The sequence below is a fragment of the Ralstonia insidiosa genome, from assembly GCF_008801405.1.
In the GTDB taxonomy this organism is placed as follows: Bacteria; Pseudomonadota; Gammaproteobacteria; order Burkholderiales; family Burkholderiaceae; genus Ralstonia; species Ralstonia insidiosa.
Window position 1 is genome coordinate 2,728,311 of record NZ_VZPV01000001.1, and the last position, 16,503, is coordinate 2,744,813.

Genomic DNA, 16,503 nt, shown 5'->3' on the forward strand with positions numbered 1-16,503 from the left:
TTACCTGATTATTCCTTCAACCTGAGAGACAACTGCGGATCGGGCGGTGTGGCCTGCTTGCGCGTCTTGCCAGTGCGCTCGGCGCGGCTGCGCTTGACGAGCTGCGGCACCAGACGATGCGCTTCTTCCAGAGCCAGTTTGGCCGCCGATTGTTCGGCCGCGCGCCGCGAAGCGCCGTTGCCGGAGACGCGAATCTCCAGCTTCGGGATCGTGCACTCGACCTCGAATTGCTGATTATGCGCCGCGCCATGCGTGGCAACCACCGTATACAGCGGTAGCGCAATTTTGTGACCTTGGAGGTACTCCTGCAACAGCGTCTTGGCGTCCTTGCCCAGCGTGCGCGGGTCGACCTGCTCCAGAATCGGGATGTACAGCTTGCGGATCAGCGTGCGCGCGGCATCGAAGCCGCCATCGAGAAACACCGCACCGAAGATCGCTTCCAGCGCATCCGCCAGGATGGACGGCCGGCGGAAGCCACCACTCTTCAACTCGCCCTCGCCCAAGCGCAATGCGTCAGGCAACAGCAGCATCTGAGCGATCTCGTACAGCGCCTGCTGCTTGACCAGGTTGGCCCGCACGCGCGACAGATCACCTTCATCCAGCTTGCCGAACATGCCGTAGAGCATGTCTGCGACGGCGCAATTCAGGATCGAATCACCCAAAAACTCCAGGCGCTCGTTGTGCATCGCGCTGTGACTGCGATGGGTGAGCGCCTGCTGCAGCAACTCCGGTTTGCTGAAGCGATAGCCAAGGCGTTGCTGCAATGCATCCAAACTCATGTCAACGCAGGGTTCCCGAATAGGTAATCACCAAGCCGATCGGACCGTACATCGGAATTTCGCGCTTATACGAGAAGCGCACTGCCTGGATGGTGCCGCCCGCATCCAGTACTTCCAGGTCCTCGCCCTTGATCGACTTGATGTCGTCAATGGCGGCCTGCTTGTCGAATGCATTGGACACCTCTTCACGCGTGCTCGCGCGTTCACGTGCCTGCTTCACAGCACGGGTGATCGCTTGGTACTCCATCAGGCTCGGAATAGACCGGATTGCCGGCAACACTGCCGTGATCAGCACGATGATGCCGATCAGCATCCCAAACATCGTAATCCCACGCGACTGGCGTTTCAGACCGGCCTGACGAATCCGCATTGCATTTCCCCCGTTGTGCAATTGCCGAGTTTCAATAAGAGATTTTTGAGTCACTTATCAGCTCAATGGAAGCTGCCGATCCGCTTCAGGTCACCCAGGTTCATCCAGATGAAGAACGCTTTCCCGACGATGTTCTTGTCTGGTACGAAGCCCCAGTAACGGGAGTCCGCGCTATTGTCGCGATTATCGCCCATCATGAAATAGTGACCTTCAGGTACCTTGCAGGTAAAGCCGGTCTGATTGTAAGTGCAGTTCTCGCGGAACGGAAAATCGTCCGGGCCGGACACATAGGCCGGGCGATCGGCGTCGTTCAGGATGTTGTGCGAGACCGTGCCGAGCGTTTCCTGGTACTGCTTGGAATACGTCAGGCGCTCGCCATCGAGGTAATCGGACTGCGGTGCATACGTGGCAGGCTGGCCATTCACCGTCAGACGCTTGTTGTCGTACTTGACCACGTCGCCCGGCACGCCGATCACGCGCTTGATGTAGTCCATCGACTCGTCTTTCGGGTAGCGGAAGACCATCACGTCGCCGCGCTGCGGCTGGTTCAGCTCGACAACTTTCTTGTTCACGATCGGCAGACGAATGCCGTACGTGTACTTATTGACGAGGATGAAGTCGCCGATCTGCAGCGTCGGAATCATCGAACCCGACGGAATCTTGAACGGCTCAATCACGAACGAGCGCAGCAGGAACACGGCCGCAATCACCGGGAAGAAACTCGCGGTGTACTCCAGCCACCACGGCTGGCGCAGTTTGTCTTCGGCCAACTGAAGACGCGCGGCGCCGATATCGCCACCACCACCGTATTGCGCCTGCACCTGAGCGCGCGCATCGAACTCAGCCAGCGCAGTGGCTGCGGCCGCTTGGCGTTGGCGCTGGAACACGAGCTTGTCAGCCACCCACGCAATACCGGTGATGACGACGAGAACAAACAGAATCAGGGCGAAGTTCATGTGTAAGAGATTCGTCCGGGGTTATTTTTCTTCGACGCGCAGGATGGCGAGGAACGCCTCTTGCGGGATTTCAACGGTGCCGACCTGCTTCATGCGCTTCTTGCCCTCTTTCTGCTTCTCGAGGAGCTTCTTCTTGCGCGAGATATCGCCGCCGTAACACTTGGCCAGCACGTTCTTGCGCAGCGCCTTGACGTTCTCGCGTGCGATCACGTTGGCACCGATGGCCGCCTGGATGGCCACGTCGTACATCTGGCGCGGAATGATCTCGCGCATCTTGGCAGCCACTTCGCGGCCACGGTAGGCACTGTTGGAGCGGTGCACGATGATGGAGAGCGCGTCGACCTTGTCGCCATTGATCAGGATGTCGACCTTGACCACGTCTGACACGCGATACTCCTTGAACTCGTAGTCCATCGACGCATAGCCGCGCGAGACCGACTTCAGACGATCGAAGAAGTCCAGCACGATTTCGCCCATCGGGATCTCGTACGTCAGTTGGACCTGGCGACCGTGATAGCTCATGTTGATCTGCGAGCCACGCTTCTGCTCGCACAGCGTGATCACGGCGCCCACGTATTCCTGCGGCATATACAGGTTGACCGTGACGATCGGCTCCAGGATCGCCTCGATCTTGCTTGGGTCTGCCGGCATTTTGGCCGGGTTTTCCACCTGCACCATGGTGCCGTCGCGCTGCTGCACCTGATAGACCACCGTCGGCGCGGTGGTGATCAGGTCCATGTCAAATTCACGCTCCAGGCGCTCCTGCACGATCTCCATGTGCAGCAGGCCCAAGAAGCCGCAGCGGAAGCCGAAGCCCAGCGCCTGCGAGACTTCCGGCTCGTACTGCAACGAAGCGTCATTGAGCTTGAGCTTCTCCAGCGATTCGCGCAGTGCTTCATACTGGTTGGCTTCCACCGGATACAGACCGGCGAACACCTGCGGCTTGACTTCCTTGAAGCCCGGCAACGGTGCCTCAGCTTTGCGCGGCGCCACGTGGGTAATCGTGTCGCCCACCTTGGCGGCCTTCAGCTCCTTGATACCGGCAATGACAAAGCCCACTTGGCCTGCCGACAGCGTTTCACGCGGAACCGACTTGGGCGAAAACACGCCGACCTGCTCCACCAAGTGCTGCGCACCCGTGGCCATCAGCAGCACCTTGTCCTTGGCGCGCAACGTGCCGTTCACCACGCGCACGAGCATCACCACGCCGACGTAGTTATCGAACCAAGAGTCGATGATCAGCGCCTGCAGTGGTGCGTCCGGATCGCCCTTGGGCGCCGGCACCTTGGCAATCAGTGCTTCCAACACGTCCTGCACACCCACACCGGTCTTGGCCGAGCAGCGCGTCGCATCCGTCGCGTCGATGCCAATCACGTCTTCGATTTCCTGGATCGCGTTGTCTGGGTCGGCCGCAGGCAGATCGATCTTGTTGAGCACCGGCACCACTTCCACGCCCAGCTCGATGGCGGTGTAGCAGTTGGCAACCGTCTGGGCTTCCACGCCTTGGGAGGCGTCAACCACCAGCAGCGCGCCCTCGCAGGCGGACAGCGAGCGACTGACTTCGTAGCTGAAGTCAACGTGGCCCGGGGTGTCGATCAGGTTCAGGTTGTAGACCTTGCCGTCCTGCGCCTTGTACGACAGCGCAGCGGTCTGGGCCTTGATGGTGATGCCGCGCTCCTTCTCGATATCCATCGAGTCCAGCACTTGGGCTTCCATCTCGCGGTCGGAGAGGCCGCCACACAACTGGATGATGCGATCGGCCAGCGTCGATTTGCCGTGGTCGATGTGGGCGATGATCGAGAAATTACGGATATTGTCCATCGAATGCGTCGAAAAGCGCGCCCATCCCAGGAGCGCGTTGCCGGACTGCGTGTGGCGAGTCCAGCATAGCCGGCGCGCTCAGAACGGCACCGGCAGGAGAATTGGATTTCAAGCCAAGGTTGCGACGCAAAATCGTGCGATGCAAAAATCGGCGCTAACAGGCGATTTTACCGGATTTCAGGGGGCCTCCCGCGCCTCTTTTTGCGGCACCGCCGAGATCAAGCCCGCGTCGCCTGCGCAGCCAGCCAGCCCTGTACGGCAGGCACATCCACAAAGTAGTGGCACAACTCCTGCGCTACCTCGGGCGGCGTGTCGGGCGCGCCGGCCATAAGCACGGGCACCAGCTCGCCAAAACGCGCTTCCAGCGCCGGATCGCTGTCGACGTCCACCTCGTGCAACTGAAAAGAAAAATCGCGCCGGAGCGGTTCCAGCGCGACCTTCATGTCGTCGCACAGATGGCAGTACGTGCGGCCGTAGAGCGTCAGCTCAATCACTGGCCGCTGCCCGAACGCGCCGCACTCGGGCGCATCGTCACCACTTGCGTGGCATCACCGCGGCGCACAAAGACTGCCACCATGCGATTCTTGTCGAGTTTGCCAACCACCTCGTTGAACTGCTTGGCGCTGGTAACGTCGGTATCGCCCACGCGCAGAATCAGGTCGCCCGGGCGGATGCCAACGCGTGCCGCCGGACCTTCCGCCACTTGCACCTCAACACCCACCTTGGTCTTGAACTCGCGCTGCGCACCCTCCGACAGATCGGCCACCACCAGCCCCAGGGCGTTCGGTTTGCCCGGACCCTGCTGGCTGTTGTCAGGTTGAGAACCCTTGCCGCGCTGCGCGACCTTGGTGTCCGCCTGCAGTTCAGCCACGGTCACGGTCAGATCGCGCGTTGCGCCCTTACGCCAGACTTGCACGGTCGCGCGCGTGCCGGGCTTGGTTTCACCAACCTGACGCTGCAGGTCACCCGCCTTCTCAACATCGCGACCGTTGAACTTCAGAACGATGTCGCCCGCTTCGATGCCTGCCTTATCGGCCGGACCACCCGCTTCGACGTTGCCCACGTAGGCACCACGCGCACGACCCAGACCCAGTGATTCCGCCGCATCCTTCGGCACATTGTCGATGGCCACGCCGATGCGGCCGCGCGTCACGCGCCCTGTCGCCTTGAGCTGTTCGGCCACGCGCATCGCCTCATCGATCGGAATCGAAAACGAGATGCCCATATAGCCGCCGCTCTGGCTATAGATCTGGTTGTTGATGCCAATCACCTCGCCGCGCAGGTTGATCAGCGGCCCGCCCGAGTTGCCCGGGTTGACGGCCACATCCGACTGGATGAACGGCAGGTAGTCACCCGTATCGCGCCCCTTGGCTGACACGATGCCAGCCGTGACCGTGTTGTCCAGCCCGAACGGCGAGCCGATCGCCAACACCCACTCGCCTACGCGCACCTTGTCGGAATCGCCCTGCTTCAGGCTTGGCAGGCCACTGGCCTCCACCTTGACGAGCGCCACATCGGTACGCTTGTCCAGGCCGATCAGCTTGGCCTTGAACTCTCGCTTGTCCAGCAGCGTCACGTAGATGGTCTCGGCGCCGTCAACCACGTGAGCGTTGGTCAGGATGTAACCATCGCCGGAGATGATGAAGCCGGAACCCACACCGCGGCTCTGCTCTTCTTCCTGCGGCTGTGGTGTATTGCGGCGCTTCTGCCCTTGCCCCTGGCCAGGCATGCCTGGCATCGGCACACCGAAGAAACGGCGGAAGAATTCAGCCATGTCATCGTCGTTCGGGCCACCTTGCGAGCGGACCTTCTCGGTCGTGCGGATGTTGACGACGGCGGGGCTGACCTTCTCGACCAGATCGGCAAAATCGGGCAAACCATACGTGCCGGTGGCCACGCTGCCGGTCGCATTCTGCGCATAGGCGGGCGCGAGAGCGCCTCCAGCCGCCATGAGGGCAGCGACGCACAACAGACGCAATGCATGAACGGCTCGAGCGGTACGCATGAAGGCTCCCCGGAGAACAAAGACAGAGTGAGAAATACGCTGCGTGATCTGTTCACGCAGCTTGAGGCAGGCGCCGACCTACTGCGGTGCGTTGGCCGGCTTGCTGACTGCCGAGTTGGCTGCGTTGGCGGAAACCGGCTTGTAGTCGACCGCCGCTCCAAACTGCTTGATGGTGGCGAAGGGCACTTCGCCCACCACCGTTAGCCAAAAATCGGCAATGCGGCGCACCATCACATGCGTAGCACCCTGCGAAATAAAGCCTTCGCGACGCGTACGCTTCTCGGAAACCGGCTCAATGAAAAGCGACAGCCCGGCGAGGCCATCGCTGAACACGACCTGCTGCACCTCAAAGCTCGAACTGCCTTTGCCCGCCGGCGCAATGTCACCCAGCGGACGGCGCACTTCACGAATCTTCTGGAAGCCCTTGATGGGCGAGCCAATCGTCCAGCCCTGATCAGCCAGGTTGGTCGGCTGCGTGACGATCTCGTACTGGTTCCAGCCACTCAGATTCTTGAGCGCTGCGATGATCTTCTGCTTCTCCGACGGCACCCCCACCTCGACCTGCGAGAAGGCGACCTGCTCCAGCACCTTGCCGTCGTCGCCGACGGTCTGCGCGCGCATCAGCAAACCACTGTTGCGGTCGGCCCAGATGCGATAGGCATAGCGGAAGCCATCTTTCGGGTCGAGCTGGAAGACTTCGCAATCCATGCCGGCAACGCGCTCAGACGGCAGGTGACGCATGTCGTACTGGTCGAGCACATCACCATTGGTCGTGGCGAGCAGCGCCGGAAAGCTGTCCTTGTGCTCCTGCTTCTCGGTCACAACCAGCTTGACGTCGTAGATCAGGTTCCGGACGACGTCGTTCTGACGCAGCATCTCTCGCTGCTTGCCGTCCAGCGCTTCAACGCGCTCGTACTCGTTATTGAAGAGATCGGCGTAGTGCTGAATGCGCGTGGAATGCATGCCGGTGCCACGCTGATACGTCAGCGTGCCGACATAGTTCTGCTTGAGCGCCGCGCGATGAATCTTGGCCAGCCATGAGGCAGCCTCCTTGCGCGGCATGGGCTCGACTTGTGGCTGCGCAGCGGCAGCCAGCGTCGAGGCACAGAGAAAAAGGAAAACGGACCGACGAACGGCCTGCAGCTTGCGGGCGCCTGCCCCGGCAACGGGGTGCCACACCTTCGACATGGATGCCCGCATTATTCCTGATTGGAGTCCTGGGTGTTCGACACCCCGTTGGCCACCGCACGCAGATACGGAACCACCATGCCGTTGGTCGCGGACTGACGATGCGCGCTCAGGTATTCGTCCAGGCGGGCGTCGCGGATCATGGGCGTGTTGTCGGCCGAGGCCAGCGTTACGCCTGGTACGTCGGCACCCTGTACCGCCTTGGCGACCAGCGCCGGCGAGGTGTTACCGCCGTCGGCGGGACCCCGCAATTGCGGCACAACCACCCAGCTAACGGCCGCCACCGCCGCAGCCACGGCTGTCGTCGGCATGATCCGGCGGACCCAAGATGGGCGAACCAGGAAGCGATGCCTCTCTTCGGCTTGCGCGCGCTGCGCCACGGCCGGCACCAGCAGATGCGGCTCGGCTTCGAGCGTGGCCGAGAACCGGCTGAGGAAATCTTCGGAGGAACGCGTGTTCAGCAGGTCTTCCGACCGAAGCACATCACCGATCAGTTGATACTCGCGCCAGTGCGCCGCGCCCTCGCCGTCCTTGGCGAGTTCGACAGCCGACGACACCTCGTGCGCCGCCAGTTCACCGTCCATCAACGCGGAGATACGCTGCGCGAACTCCGCTTCTGCTGCTTGCATTTGAGCCTGACCCATTTCCCGACCCCAAAAACTCCAACGTCCAATCAACGATCCGAGAGAAGACTTCCCGAGGTTTCACCGTTTGCAACCGAGGTTTGCACCCACGGTCGCCGGCTTGTCATATCGGCTGGCTACCACCGTTTGCCCTCCACTGTTCCCAGCAGGGGGCGCAATTTCTCGGCAATCGCCTCGCGAGCCCGGAAGATCCGTGACCGGACCGTCCCAATTGGGCACTCCATCGCTTCGGCGATTTCCTCATAGCTCAGACCCTCGATCTCCCGGAGCGTAATTGCGGTACGCAATTCCTCGGGCAGCGCTTCCATTGCACGGTTGACCGTTTCGGCCACCTGCTTGGTGTGCAGCATGGAGTCCGGCGTATTGATATCCCTTAGTTGCTCACCGTCGGCAAAAGTTTCAGCCTCTTCGGTGTCAATGTCGCTGGACGATTCCGGGCGCCGGCCCTGGGTCGCCAGGTAATTCTTGGCCGTGTTGACGGCGATGCGATACAGCCACGTATAGAACGCGGATTCACCCCGAAACTGGGGTAACGCACGGTAGGCCTTGATAAAGGCATCCTGTGCCACATCCTCGACTTCGGCCGGGTCACGGATCAAGCGCGAGACGAGCCGAATGATCTTGCGGTGGTACTTGACCACCAGCAGCTCAAACGCTCGCTTGTCGCCTTGCTGGACGCGCTCGACGAGGATCTGGTCGGCTTCGCGTTCACTCACGGATTCTTCACCTGCAGTGTATCGCCTTGAATTTTTATGACTTCGAAACGTTGTATTTTACCTACGACACACCGGTCGCCTGAGAGGCCATCGGCGGCGGCCCCAGACGCAACAGACTTCGCATACGGCGCAACAGCCCGGCGGCAAACCAAGGAGACATCAGCACGAAGATCTGCGGACACCACCCGCGCTGCGCGACACCCAGGATCAAGACGCGCTCGCCAAGAGACCAAGACCATAACAGAAGCGCATTTCGGACCGCTTGAGGCGTCTCCAGCCGGACCTGCCAAACAGGCTGACCTGGCTCACCATCTGCTTTGAGACGAGCGCGCCACATCAGTTCCATCGTAAGCGGCGAACGATTCACTGCCAGCGGAATGCACGCTGCCACCGCCAGCGCACCGATCACGACCCACGCCGGCATCGGCAGCGCCGCACCCCACGCACCGACTAGCCAGAGCAAGACAAAGCAAACAAGGCCTGCCATACAGAGGCGACCGACGGCACACAACCGTCGGTACGGCGCCGGAAAAACGATGCGCTGAACAACCAAGATATGGGGAGCGAAAACGGCGCACAACCCGAAGGGTGCGCGCCGCATAGCGTCATGGGCGCGTAAACACCAGCGTGCCGTTGGTCCCGCCAAAGCCGAAGTTGTTCTTCACGGCCACGTCGATCTTCATATCACGCGCGGTATTGGCGCAGTAATCGAGATCGCACTCAGGATCCTGATTGAAGATGTTGATGGTCGGCGGCGACACCTGATTGTGCAACGCCAGAATCGTAAACACCGACTCCAGCCCCCCCGCCCCGCCCAGCAAGTGGCCGGTCATGGATTTCGTGGAGTTCACGACAACCTTGCTGGCGTGATCGCCAAAGGCCGCCTTGATGGCGTCCGATTCGTTCTTATCACCCAGCGGCGTCGACGTACCATGCGCGTTCAGGTACTGGACCTGATCCGCATTGATGCCGGCATCGCGCAGCGCGTTGAGCATGCAGCGGCGCGGGCCATCCATGTTCGGCGCAGTCATGTGGAATGCGTCGCCGCTCATGCCGAAGCCCGAGACTTCCGCATAGATCGTGGCGCCACGCGCCTTGGCGGCTTCGTACTCCTCGAGCACCACCACACCGGCGCCTTCACCCAACACGAAACCGTCGCGATCCTTGTCCCACGGGCGGGACGCGGTGGCGGGGTCATCGTTGCGGGTCGACAATGCGCGCGCCGCGGCAAAACCGCCGATGCCCAGCGGCGAGACGGTCGACTCGGCACCACCGGCAACCATCACATCGGCATCGCCAGCCTGAATCAGGCGAGCCGCCAGACCAATGCTGTGCAGACCCGTTGTGCAGGCGGTCACGGCCGCCAGGTTCGGCCCCTTCAGGCCGAACATGATGCTCAGATGACCCGAGATCATGTTAATGATCGAACCCGGCACGAAGAACGGCGAAATGCGGCGCGGGCCGCGATTCGTGTATTCAGCATGGGTATCTTCGATCATCGGCAGACCGCCAATGCCGGAGCCGACCAACACGCCGATGCGCTCGGCGTTGGCCTCGGTGATCTCCAGCCCGCTGTCCTTGAGCGCTTGCACGCCCGCGGCAATGCCGTAGTGGATGAAGGTATCCATGCGGCGCGCCTCATTGGCGGGGATACCGTATTCCTCGACATTGAAGCCCTTCACTTCACCAGCGAAGTGCACGGCCAGCGCGGAATGATCGAATTTGGTGATGGTGGCGATCCCAGTCTTGCCGGCGACCAGATTGGCCCATGCTTCGGCGACCGAGTTTCCTACCGGAGAGACCAGCCCCAGGCCGGTTACGACTACGCGACGACGGCTCACTATGCTTTCCTGCAACTCTGTATCAGCGACAAAGGCCACAGAAAGCGCGCCACCCGGTCAAACCGGACAACCGCCCTTTCTGTGGCCCGCGATGTCAAGAGATCGATTGACGCTTACGCCTTGACGTGGGCGGTCGCGTAGTCGATGGCCTGTTGCACCGTGGTGATCTTCTCGGCTTCCTCGTCCGGGATTTCCATACCGAACTCGTCTTCCAGAGCCATCACCAGCTCAACCGTATCGAGCGAATCCGCGCCCAGATCGTTCACGAACGACGATTCGTTCTTGATGTCGCCTTCAGCGACGCCGAGTTGTTCAGCGACGATCTTCTTGACGCGTGCTTCGATGTTGTCCATTTAACCCTCCAGGGAAGTATTCGACAAAAAGTGCGCGCATTCTAGCAGGTTTGCGCAGCGAAAAACCGCGCCTGAATCCTTGCAAAAACTGCGCCCAACATGATGCTAAAAGCCAGTTAATTCAGCGATTTCACAGGATTCTGCGCATGCGCAAGACCCCGCACAATCGCCGCCGGGACGGCTTCCTTATCCCATGTACATGCCGCCGTTGACGTGCAGCGTCGAGCCCGTAATGTAGCCGGCTGCCGGTGACGCCAGAAAGGCAACCGCGCTGGCGATGTCTTCCGGCGCGCCCAGACGGCCCAGCGGAATCTGCGCCTTCAGCGCGGTATGTTGCTCTTCCGACAGAACCTTGGTCATATCGGTATCGATGAAGCCCGGTGCGATGCAGTTCACCGTGATATTACGGCTGCCGATTTCGCGAGCCAGTGCACGCGCCATACCTTCTACACCGGCCTTGGCAGCGGCGTAGTTGGCCTGACCGGGGTTGCCCGCAGAGCCTACCACCGAGGTGATGTTGATGATGCGACCACCGCGCGCTTTCATCATCGGGCGCAGCACGGCGCGCGACAGACGGAACACTGCGGAGAGATTCGTGTCGATGACCGACACCCACTCCTCGTCCTTCATGCGCATCGCCAGGTTGTCTTGTGTGATGCCGGCATTGTTGACCAGAATGTTCAGGCCGCCATGCGTTTTGATGGTCTCGTCGATGACGGCTTCGCAGCGCGCAGCATCATTCACGTTGAGCACCACGCCCACACCCTTCACGCCGGCCTCCGCAAAGTAGGCCGTGATGGCTTGCGCACCAGCGTCCGACGTTGCCGTACCGACCACCGTCGCGCCCTGGCGTGCCAGTTCCAGTGCGATGGCACGGCCGATACCGCGAGACGCGCCGGTGACGAGCGCGACTTGGTTGTTCAATGCTTGGGTCATACGAATCCCGTTGATTATTTGAGTTGGCCCAGCACAGCCTCAAGCGAAGCCGGATCGAAGATCGCATCGCCGATGATCTCGCCGTCGATACGCTTCACCAGGCCCGCCAGCACCTTGCCCGGGCCGCACTCGACCACGCGGGTGATGCCGTCGGCTTTCATCTTCTGCACAGTCTCGACCCAGCGCACCGGCGAGGCAGCCTGGCGCACCAGCGCATCCTTGATGGCTGCCGGATCGCTCACGATCGCCACGTCCACGTTGTTGATGACGGGGATGACTGGCGCGTTGATCGTTACGTTGGCGAGATATTCACGCAGACGATCCGATGCCGGCTTGAGCAGCGACGAGTGGAACGGCGCTGACACCGGCAGCGGCAGCGCGCGCTTTGCGCCCTTGGCCTTGGCGATCTCGCAGGCCTTCTCGACAGCGGCCTTAGCACCCGCGATCACCACCTGGGCCGGCGCATTGAAGTTCACGGCTTCGACCACCCCTGCAACCGATGCCTCGGCGCATGCAGCGCGCACGTCGTCGTCCGACAAGCCGAGGATGGCAGCCATGCCGCCCTCGCCCACCGGCACGGCTTCCTGCATCGCCTTGGCGCGGAAACGAACCAGCGGTACGGCATCCTTGAAGGCGATCGCGCCAGCAGCGACCAGCGCCGAGTACTCGCCCAGGCTGTGGCCAGCCACGACGGTCGGCACCGGGCCACCTGCCGCCTGCCACGCGCGATAGACCGCCACCGCAGCCGTCAGCATGACCGGTTGCGTGTTGGTGGTCAGGTTCAACTCTTCAGCCGGACCTTCGGCGATCAGCTTGCCGATGTCCTGACCCAGTGCATCCGAGGCTTCGGCCAGCGTGGCCGCCACAGCCGGATGATCGGCAAACGCGTTGAGCATGCCGACCGATTGCGAACCCTGGCCGGGAAAGACGAAAGCGAATGTCATGGCTCGTATTGTTCGTTCTGGAAATTCGTCGATCAGAAGCGCAGCAGTGCCGCGCCCCACGTAAAGCCGCCGCCCACGCCTTCGAGCATCACGTGCTGGCCACGCTGGATGCGCCCGTCGCGTACAGCGACATCAAGCGCCAGCGGAATCGAAGCGGCCGACGTATTGCCATGCTCATCAACGGTGACGATCAGGCGTTCGTTCGACAGCCCCAATTTCTTGGTCGTGCCTTGCATGATGCGGATGTTGGCTTGATGCGGGATCAGCCAGTCGACCTGCGAGGCCGCCATTTCAGCCTTGGCCAGCGCCTCACGCGCCACCTTGTCGAGCACTGTCACGGCCAGCTTGAAGACGGCCTGGCCATCCATGTACAGGAAGGCGCTGCCTTGGATCGCGCCCGCGGCCACATTGCCTGGCACGCACAGAATGTTGGCGTGGCTGCCGTCGGCATGCAGGGCCGTCGACAGGATGCCCGGCTCGTCGGAAGCCTGCAGCACCACAGCACCCGCACCATCACCGAACAGCACGCAAGTCGTGCGGTCATTGAAATCGATGATGCGCGAGAAGACTTCCGAACCGATCACCAGCACGTTGCGGTACGCGCCGGAACGAATGAAGTTGTCGGCCGTCGACAGCGCGTAGACAAATCCGGAGCACACAGCCTGCACGTCGAACGCAGCACAGCCGTTGGTAATGCCCAGTTTCTGCTGCACAAGGCAAGCCGTGCTCGGGAAGACGAAATCCGGCGTGGACGTCGCCACCAGAATCAGGTCGATCTCAGAGCGATCGATGCCGGCGGCCTCAATGGCGCGCTCGGCTGCCTTGACGGCGAGATCGCTACACGTGACATCGGGTTCGGCAAAGTGGCGCGCGCGAATGCCGCTGCGCGTGACGATCCATTCATCGTTCGTCTCGATGCCCTTTTCGGCCAGTTGTGCAGCCAGTTCTTGATTGGTGACCCGCTTGGGCGGCAGGTAGCTGCCCGTGCCGATGATCCTTGCGTAACGTGTCATGTGCAGTGGGGTGAATGCTGACTCGGGGGCAACGCGCTCAAGCGGCGTCGGCGGCCGGAGTGGAAGTGGAGACCGGCGCAGCGCCCGCTGCGTCGTGATGCGATTCGAACGCCTGCGCAATGCGGGCGATCACGCCGTTGGCCGCTGCGTCGTAGGCGCGTTTGATCGCCCATTCAAACGCATAGGCATCGGCCGAGCCGTGGCTCTTGATGACAAGGCCCCGCAGGCCGAGCAGCGCGGCGCCATTGTAGCGCCGATGGTCAACACGGCGTTTGAAACGCGAAAGCACGGGCAGTGCCACCACGGCGAGCAGCTTGGTGAACCACGAGCGGCTGAATTCTTCGCGCAGCATCTCGCCGATCATCTTGGCGAGGCCCTCCGTGCTCTTGAGCGCCACGTTGCCGACAAAGCCGTCGCAGACGACGATGTCCGTGGTGCCCTTGAAGATGTCGTTGCCTTCAACGTTGCCAAAGAAGTTGAGATCGGAAGCGCGCAGCAGCTCACCCGCCTGCTTGACGACCTCGTTGCCCTTGATGACTTCTTCGCCGATGTTGAGCAGGCCCACCGTCGGGCGTGGTTTCTGCTCGACCACCGACACCATCGCGGAGGCCATCTGTGCGAACTGCAAAAGGTGTTCGGGCTCGCAATCTGCGTTGGCGCCGAGATCCAGCACCGTGGTACCGGAGCCTTTCTCGTTCGGGATGGCGGTGGCGATAGCTGGGCGGTCAATCCCGTCCAGCGTTTTGAGAACGTAACGCGACACAGCCATCAGGGCACCGGTATTGCCAGCAGAGACGCACGCCTGTGCAGCGCCTTCCTTGAGCTGATTGATGGCCACGCGCATCGAAGAATCTTTCTTCTTGCGCAGCGCGACCTCCACCGGATCGTCCATCGACACCACCTCGGAGGCGGGGACGACGTGGATGCGGGGGTTCGCGGTAGCGTGAAGACGCTTGAGCTGCGCCGCAATGACGTCAGGCTGCCCGACGAGCAGCATTTCGACGTCTTCGTGTGCGGCGAGAAATTGGATCGCTGCAGGGATCGTCACGCCAACGCCGTGATCGCCACCCATGCAGTCGATGGCAAGCTTGATGGTCATGCGAGTCTGAGTTGCGGTTTCACGTGCGGCTTCAGCATAGGCGCCGTATGGTACACAAACCCGACCACGCCTTGCCGAATTCTGCGCAACAAAAAAGCGGCAAATTGGCTTGCCGCTTTTTCGTTTGCATCATGAACCTGTGCGTTCAGACCAACCCAACGCGCTTGCCAGAGAACTGGCAAATCGCATCAGTCGTTCTTGGTCTTCACAACCTTGCGGCCACGATAGTAGCCGTTCGGGCTCACGTGGTGACGCAGATGGACTTCACCCGTGGTCGGCTCGACAGCGATCGGGGCCGTGGTGAGGAAGTCGTGCGAACGATGCATGCCGCGCTTGGACGGCGACTTCTTGTTTTGTTGAACAGCCATGACTGACTCCTAAGCAATTTGATCGATTTTATCACATCACACGGAGCCGGAGCGTAGCCATTCCGGTAGGCGTGTGAAACGTACTGCCATCAACGCACGCAAAACCTGCATGCGCCTAATGTTTGGTCTTCAGATTGGCCAGCACCGCGAACGGCGATGGCTTCTTTTCGGCTTCCGCCTCTTCCGGCAAGACCTCATCCGGACAGACTGCATGACGCGGTGACACCGGCAGCGCCAGCAGCAACTCGTCTTCGATCTGCGTGATCAGGTCGAAGCTGCGGGAGCCGACGATGACATCCGCCTCATCATCATCCAGCGGCGCTGCGTCGGCCTCCTCCTCCGAACGCATCACTTCCAGGCGCGTACGCACCAGTAGCGATTGTTCGTAGGCGTGCAGGCAACGTTGGCATTGCAGCCAGACGACACCTTCCACTTCCAGATCAACGAAAAGACGCTGGCGGGCCGACTGACCCGCGGTGGCTTCCTCGCGCACCGTACCCTGCATCTGCCAACGGAACTGCTTGTTGGCATCAGCCGGCGCATCGGCGGCCTGCTCGGCCAGCAGACGGGGCATATCGGCCAGGGCGACCGTGCCACTTACCTGCTCGCCACTGCGGATGAACGCGAAAAGATCGAATGATCGAAAATTCATGATCGAACCCGCTGAACGCGTTGCCGCTTGTTGCCGATATGTGCGCGAAACCTGATTTGTGCCGCCTTGCGCGCGAACCCCGACACCTTTCGGCATCTTGCGCCTGGGCGCCCGGTTTGCGACACTGCGCGGCCAAACCGCGAAACGCGGAATTATAGCGAACAAAAACCTCTGACGTCAAAAGGTTTTCGCTCAAAAATCACTGCATCTTCAAGCACTTATGACTTCTGCCTCGCGTCCGCCGCTGATTCTCGGCTCCAGCTCGCCTTATCGGCGGGAATTGCTTGAACGCCTGCGCCTGCCGTTTGAAATCGTGGTGCCGAACATCGACGAGACCCCTGCGCCCGGTGAATCGCCCGACCAGACCGCACTACGTCTGGCCCGGCAGAAGGCGGAAAAGGTGGCGTTGGACTATCCGGGCGCGCTGGTGATTGGCTCCGACCAGGTTGCCACGCTGGACGGCAAACAGGTCGGCAAGCCTGGCGATCACGCTCGCGCACTCGCCCAATTGCATTGGATGCGTGGACGTACCGTCACATTTCACTCGGCGTTGTGCCTGTACGACGGCCGCACCGGGCAGCATCAAAGTGAGGATGTCCGTACGCTGGCGACGTTCCGCGACCTCTCCGATGCCGAGTTGGACGCCTACCTGCACTTGGAGCACCCGTACGACGTGGCCGGCAGCGCCAAATCCGAAGGGTTGGGCATCGCTCTGCTGGAGCGCGTGGAATCGTCGGACCCTACGGCCCTGGTCGGTCTGCCGCTCATCGCACTGACCAGCATGCTGCGCAACGTGCACTACCCCCTCTTCGCCTAAA

Annotated in this window: 19 protein-coding genes; 1 reads left to right on the forward strand and 18 read right to left on the reverse strand. The window is 61.4% G+C overall.

Features of this window, described 5'->3' with window-relative positions; all coding sequences use genetic code 11:
• Positions 1–8: 8 nt before the first annotated feature.
• The 18 genes from rnc to F7R11_RS13030 form a co-directional block, all read right to left on the reverse strand.
• Positions 9–779, reverse strand: a complete 771-nt coding sequence (rnc, locus tag F7R11_RS12945; RefSeq protein WP_021195361.1) for a ribonuclease III — start codon at positions 777–779, stop codon at positions 9–11.
• 1 nt (position 780) lies between these two features.
• Positions 781–1,149, reverse strand: a complete 369-nt coding sequence (locus F7R11_RS12950; protein ID WP_021195362.1) for a DUF4845 domain-containing protein — start codon at positions 1,147–1,149, stop codon at positions 781–783.
• A 62-nt stretch (positions 1,150–1,211) separates the two neighbouring features.
• Positions 1,212–2,105: a signal peptidase I gene (lepB, locus tag F7R11_RS12955; protein ID WP_064804013.1), complete on the reverse strand. Its 894-nt coding sequence runs from the start codon at positions 2,103–2,105 to the stop codon at positions 1,212–1,214.
• Between the two features lie 21 nt (positions 2,106–2,126).
• Positions 2,127–3,926 carry a translation elongation factor 4 gene (gene lepA / locus F7R11_RS12960; RefSeq protein ID WP_064804015.1) on the reverse strand — a complete coding sequence of 600 codons (1,800 nt, stop codon included), beginning with the start codon at positions 3,924–3,926 and terminating at the stop codon, positions 2,127–2,129.
• A 218-nt stretch (positions 3,927–4,144) separates the two neighbouring features.
• On the reverse strand, positions 4,145–4,420 hold the full coding sequence (locus tag F7R11_RS12965; protein ID WP_021195365.1) for a glutaredoxin family protein: 276 nt from the start codon (positions 4,418–4,420) through the stop codon (positions 4,145–4,147).
• Positions 4,417–5,931 (reverse strand): DegQ family serine endoprotease, encoded by a 1,515-nt coding sequence (locus F7R11_RS12970; protein ID WP_031329510.1) that lies wholly within the window; start codon positions 5,929–5,931, stop codon positions 4,417–4,419. Before F7R11_RS12970 ends, F7R11_RS12965 begins: the two co-directional genes overlap by 4 nt.
• Before the next feature lie 78 nt (positions 5,932–6,009).
• Positions 6,010–7,119 carry a MucB/RseB C-terminal domain-containing protein gene (locus F7R11_RS12975; protein ID WP_064804017.1) on the reverse strand — a complete coding sequence of 370 codons (1,110 nt, stop codon included), beginning with the start codon at positions 7,117–7,119 and terminating at the stop codon, positions 6,010–6,012.
• 11 nt (positions 7,120–7,130) lie between these two features.
• Positions 7,131–7,763 carry a sigma-E factor negative regulatory protein gene (locus tag F7R11_RS12980; RefSeq protein WP_064804019.1) on the reverse strand — a complete coding sequence of 211 codons (633 nt, stop codon included), beginning with the start codon at positions 7,761–7,763 and terminating at the stop codon, positions 7,131–7,133.
• Positions 7,764–7,879: 116 nt separating this feature from the next.
• The gene (gene rpoE, locus F7R11_RS12985) at positions 7,880–8,479 is read right to left on the reverse strand and encodes an RNA polymerase sigma factor RpoE (RefSeq protein WP_021195369.1); all 600 of its coding nucleotides are present in this window, start codon (positions 8,477–8,479) and stop codon (positions 7,880–7,882) included.
• A 61-nt stretch (positions 8,480–8,540) separates the two neighbouring features.
• Positions 8,541–8,903 carry a hypothetical protein gene (locus F7R11_RS12990; RefSeq protein ID WP_231973088.1) on the reverse strand — a complete coding sequence of 121 codons (363 nt, stop codon included), beginning with the start codon at positions 8,901–8,903 and terminating at the stop codon, positions 8,541–8,543.
• A gap of 181 nt (positions 8,904–9,084) precedes the next feature.
• On the reverse strand, positions 9,085–10,320 hold the full coding sequence (gene fabF, locus F7R11_RS12995) for a beta-ketoacyl-ACP synthase II (RefSeq protein WP_021195371.1): 1,236 nt from the start codon (positions 10,318–10,320) through the stop codon (positions 9,085–9,087).
• A gap of 113 nt (positions 10,321–10,433) precedes the next feature.
• Positions 10,434–10,673, reverse strand: coding sequence for an acyl carrier protein (gene acpP / locus F7R11_RS13000; RefSeq protein ID WP_021195372.1), 240 nt, complete (start codon positions 10,671–10,673; stop codon positions 10,434–10,436).
• A gap of 186 nt (positions 10,674–10,859) precedes the next feature.
• The gene (fabG, locus tag F7R11_RS13005; protein ID WP_021195373.1) at positions 10,860–11,609 is read right to left on the reverse strand and encodes a 3-oxoacyl-ACP reductase FabG; all 750 of its coding nucleotides are present in this window, start codon (positions 11,607–11,609) and stop codon (positions 10,860–10,862) included.
• 14 nt (positions 11,610–11,623) lie between these two features.
• Positions 11,624–12,553 (reverse strand): ACP S-malonyltransferase, encoded by a 930-nt coding sequence (gene fabD, locus F7R11_RS13010; RefSeq protein ID WP_021195374.1) that lies wholly within the window; start codon positions 12,551–12,553, stop codon positions 11,624–11,626.
• A 32-nt stretch (positions 12,554–12,585) separates the two neighbouring features.
• Positions 12,586–13,566, reverse strand: a complete 981-nt coding sequence (locus F7R11_RS13015) for a beta-ketoacyl-ACP synthase III (RefSeq protein ID WP_064804021.1) — start codon at positions 13,564–13,566, stop codon at positions 12,586–12,588.
• Between the two features lie 37 nt (positions 13,567–13,603).
• The gene (plsX, locus tag F7R11_RS13020) at positions 13,604–14,665 is read right to left on the reverse strand and encodes a phosphate acyltransferase PlsX (protein ID WP_021195376.1); all 1,062 of its coding nucleotides are present in this window, start codon (positions 14,663–14,665) and stop codon (positions 13,604–13,606) included.
• Positions 14,666–14,853: 188 nt separating this feature from the next.
• Positions 14,854–15,033 carry a 50S ribosomal protein L32 gene (gene rpmF, locus F7R11_RS13025; protein ID WP_003268823.1) on the reverse strand — a complete coding sequence of 60 codons (180 nt, stop codon included), beginning with the start codon at positions 15,031–15,033 and terminating at the stop codon, positions 14,854–14,856.
• Positions 15,034–15,148: 115 nt separating this feature from the next.
• On the reverse strand, positions 15,149–15,685 hold the full coding sequence (locus F7R11_RS13030; RefSeq protein WP_064804023.1) for a YceD family protein: 537 nt from the start codon (positions 15,683–15,685) through the stop codon (positions 15,149–15,151).
• Between the two features lie 220 nt (positions 15,686–15,905).
• Here F7R11_RS13030 and F7R11_RS13035 point away from each other — a divergent pair, with 220 nt between their 5' ends.
• Positions 15,906–16,502, forward strand: coding sequence for a Maf-like protein (locus F7R11_RS13035; RefSeq protein ID WP_021195378.1), 597 nt, complete (start codon positions 15,906–15,908; stop codon positions 16,500–16,502).
• Position 16,503: the final 1 nt, after the last annotated feature.

Excerpts from the sequence above, each read along its gene's own strand:
- acpP (WP_021195372.1), bottom strand. The coding sequence starts at position 10,673 with ATGGACAACATCGAAGCACGCGTCAAGAAGATCGTCGCTGAACAACTC.
- rnc (WP_021195361.1), bottom strand. The coding sequence starts at position 779 with ATGAGTTTGGATGCATTGCAGCAACGCCTTGGCTATCGCTTCAGCAAA.
- F7R11_RS13030 (WP_064804023.1), bottom strand. The coding sequence starts at position 15,685 with ATGAATTTTCGATCATTCGATCTTTTCGCGTTCATCCGCAGTGGCGAG.
- plsX (WP_021195376.1), bottom strand. The coding sequence starts at position 14,665 with ATGACCATCAAGCTTGCCATCGACTGCATGGGTGGCGATCACGGCGTT.
- rpmF (WP_003268823.1), bottom strand. The coding sequence starts at position 15,033 with ATGGCTGTTCAACAAAACAAGAAGTCGCCGTCCAAGCGCGGCATGCAT.
- fabD (WP_021195374.1), bottom strand. The coding sequence starts at position 12,553 with ATGACATTCGCTTTCGTCTTTCCCGGCCAGGGTTCGCAATCGGTCGGC.
- lepB (WP_064804013.1), bottom strand. The coding sequence starts at position 2,105 with ATGAACTTCGCCCTGATTCTGTTTGTTCTCGTCGTCATCACCGGTATT.
- lepA (WP_064804015.1), bottom strand. The coding sequence starts at position 3,926 with ATGGACAATATCCGTAATTTCTCGATCATCGCCCACATCGACCACGGC.
- F7R11_RS13015 (WP_064804021.1), bottom strand. The coding sequence starts at position 13,566 with ATGACACGTTACGCAAGGATCATCGGCACGGGCAGCTACCTGCCGCCC.
- fabG (WP_021195373.1), bottom strand. The coding sequence starts at position 11,609 with ATGACCCAAGCATTGAACAACCAAGTCGCGCTCGTCACCGGCGCGTCT.
- F7R11_RS13035 (WP_021195378.1), top strand. The coding sequence starts at position 15,906 with ATGACTTCTGCCTCGCGTCCGCCGCTGATTCTCGGCTCCAGCTCGCCT.
- F7R11_RS12975 (WP_064804017.1), bottom strand. The coding sequence starts at position 7,119 with ATGTCGAAGGTGTGGCACCCCGTTGCCGGGGCAGGCGCCCGCAAGCTG.
- F7R11_RS12970 (WP_031329510.1), bottom strand. The coding sequence starts at position 5,931 with ATGCGTACCGCTCGAGCCGTTCATGCATTGCGTCTGTTGTGCGTCGCT.
- F7R11_RS12950 (WP_021195362.1), bottom strand. The coding sequence starts at position 1,149 with ATGCGGATTCGTCAGGCCGGTCTGAAACGCCAGTCGCGTGGGATTACG.
- F7R11_RS12990 (WP_231973088.1), bottom strand. The coding sequence starts at position 8,903 with ATGCCGGCGTGGGTCGTGATCGGTGCGCTGGCGGTGGCAGCGTGCATT.
- F7R11_RS12980 (WP_064804019.1), bottom strand. The coding sequence starts at position 7,763 with ATGGGTCAGGCTCAAATGCAAGCAGCAGAAGCGGAGTTCGCGCAGCGT.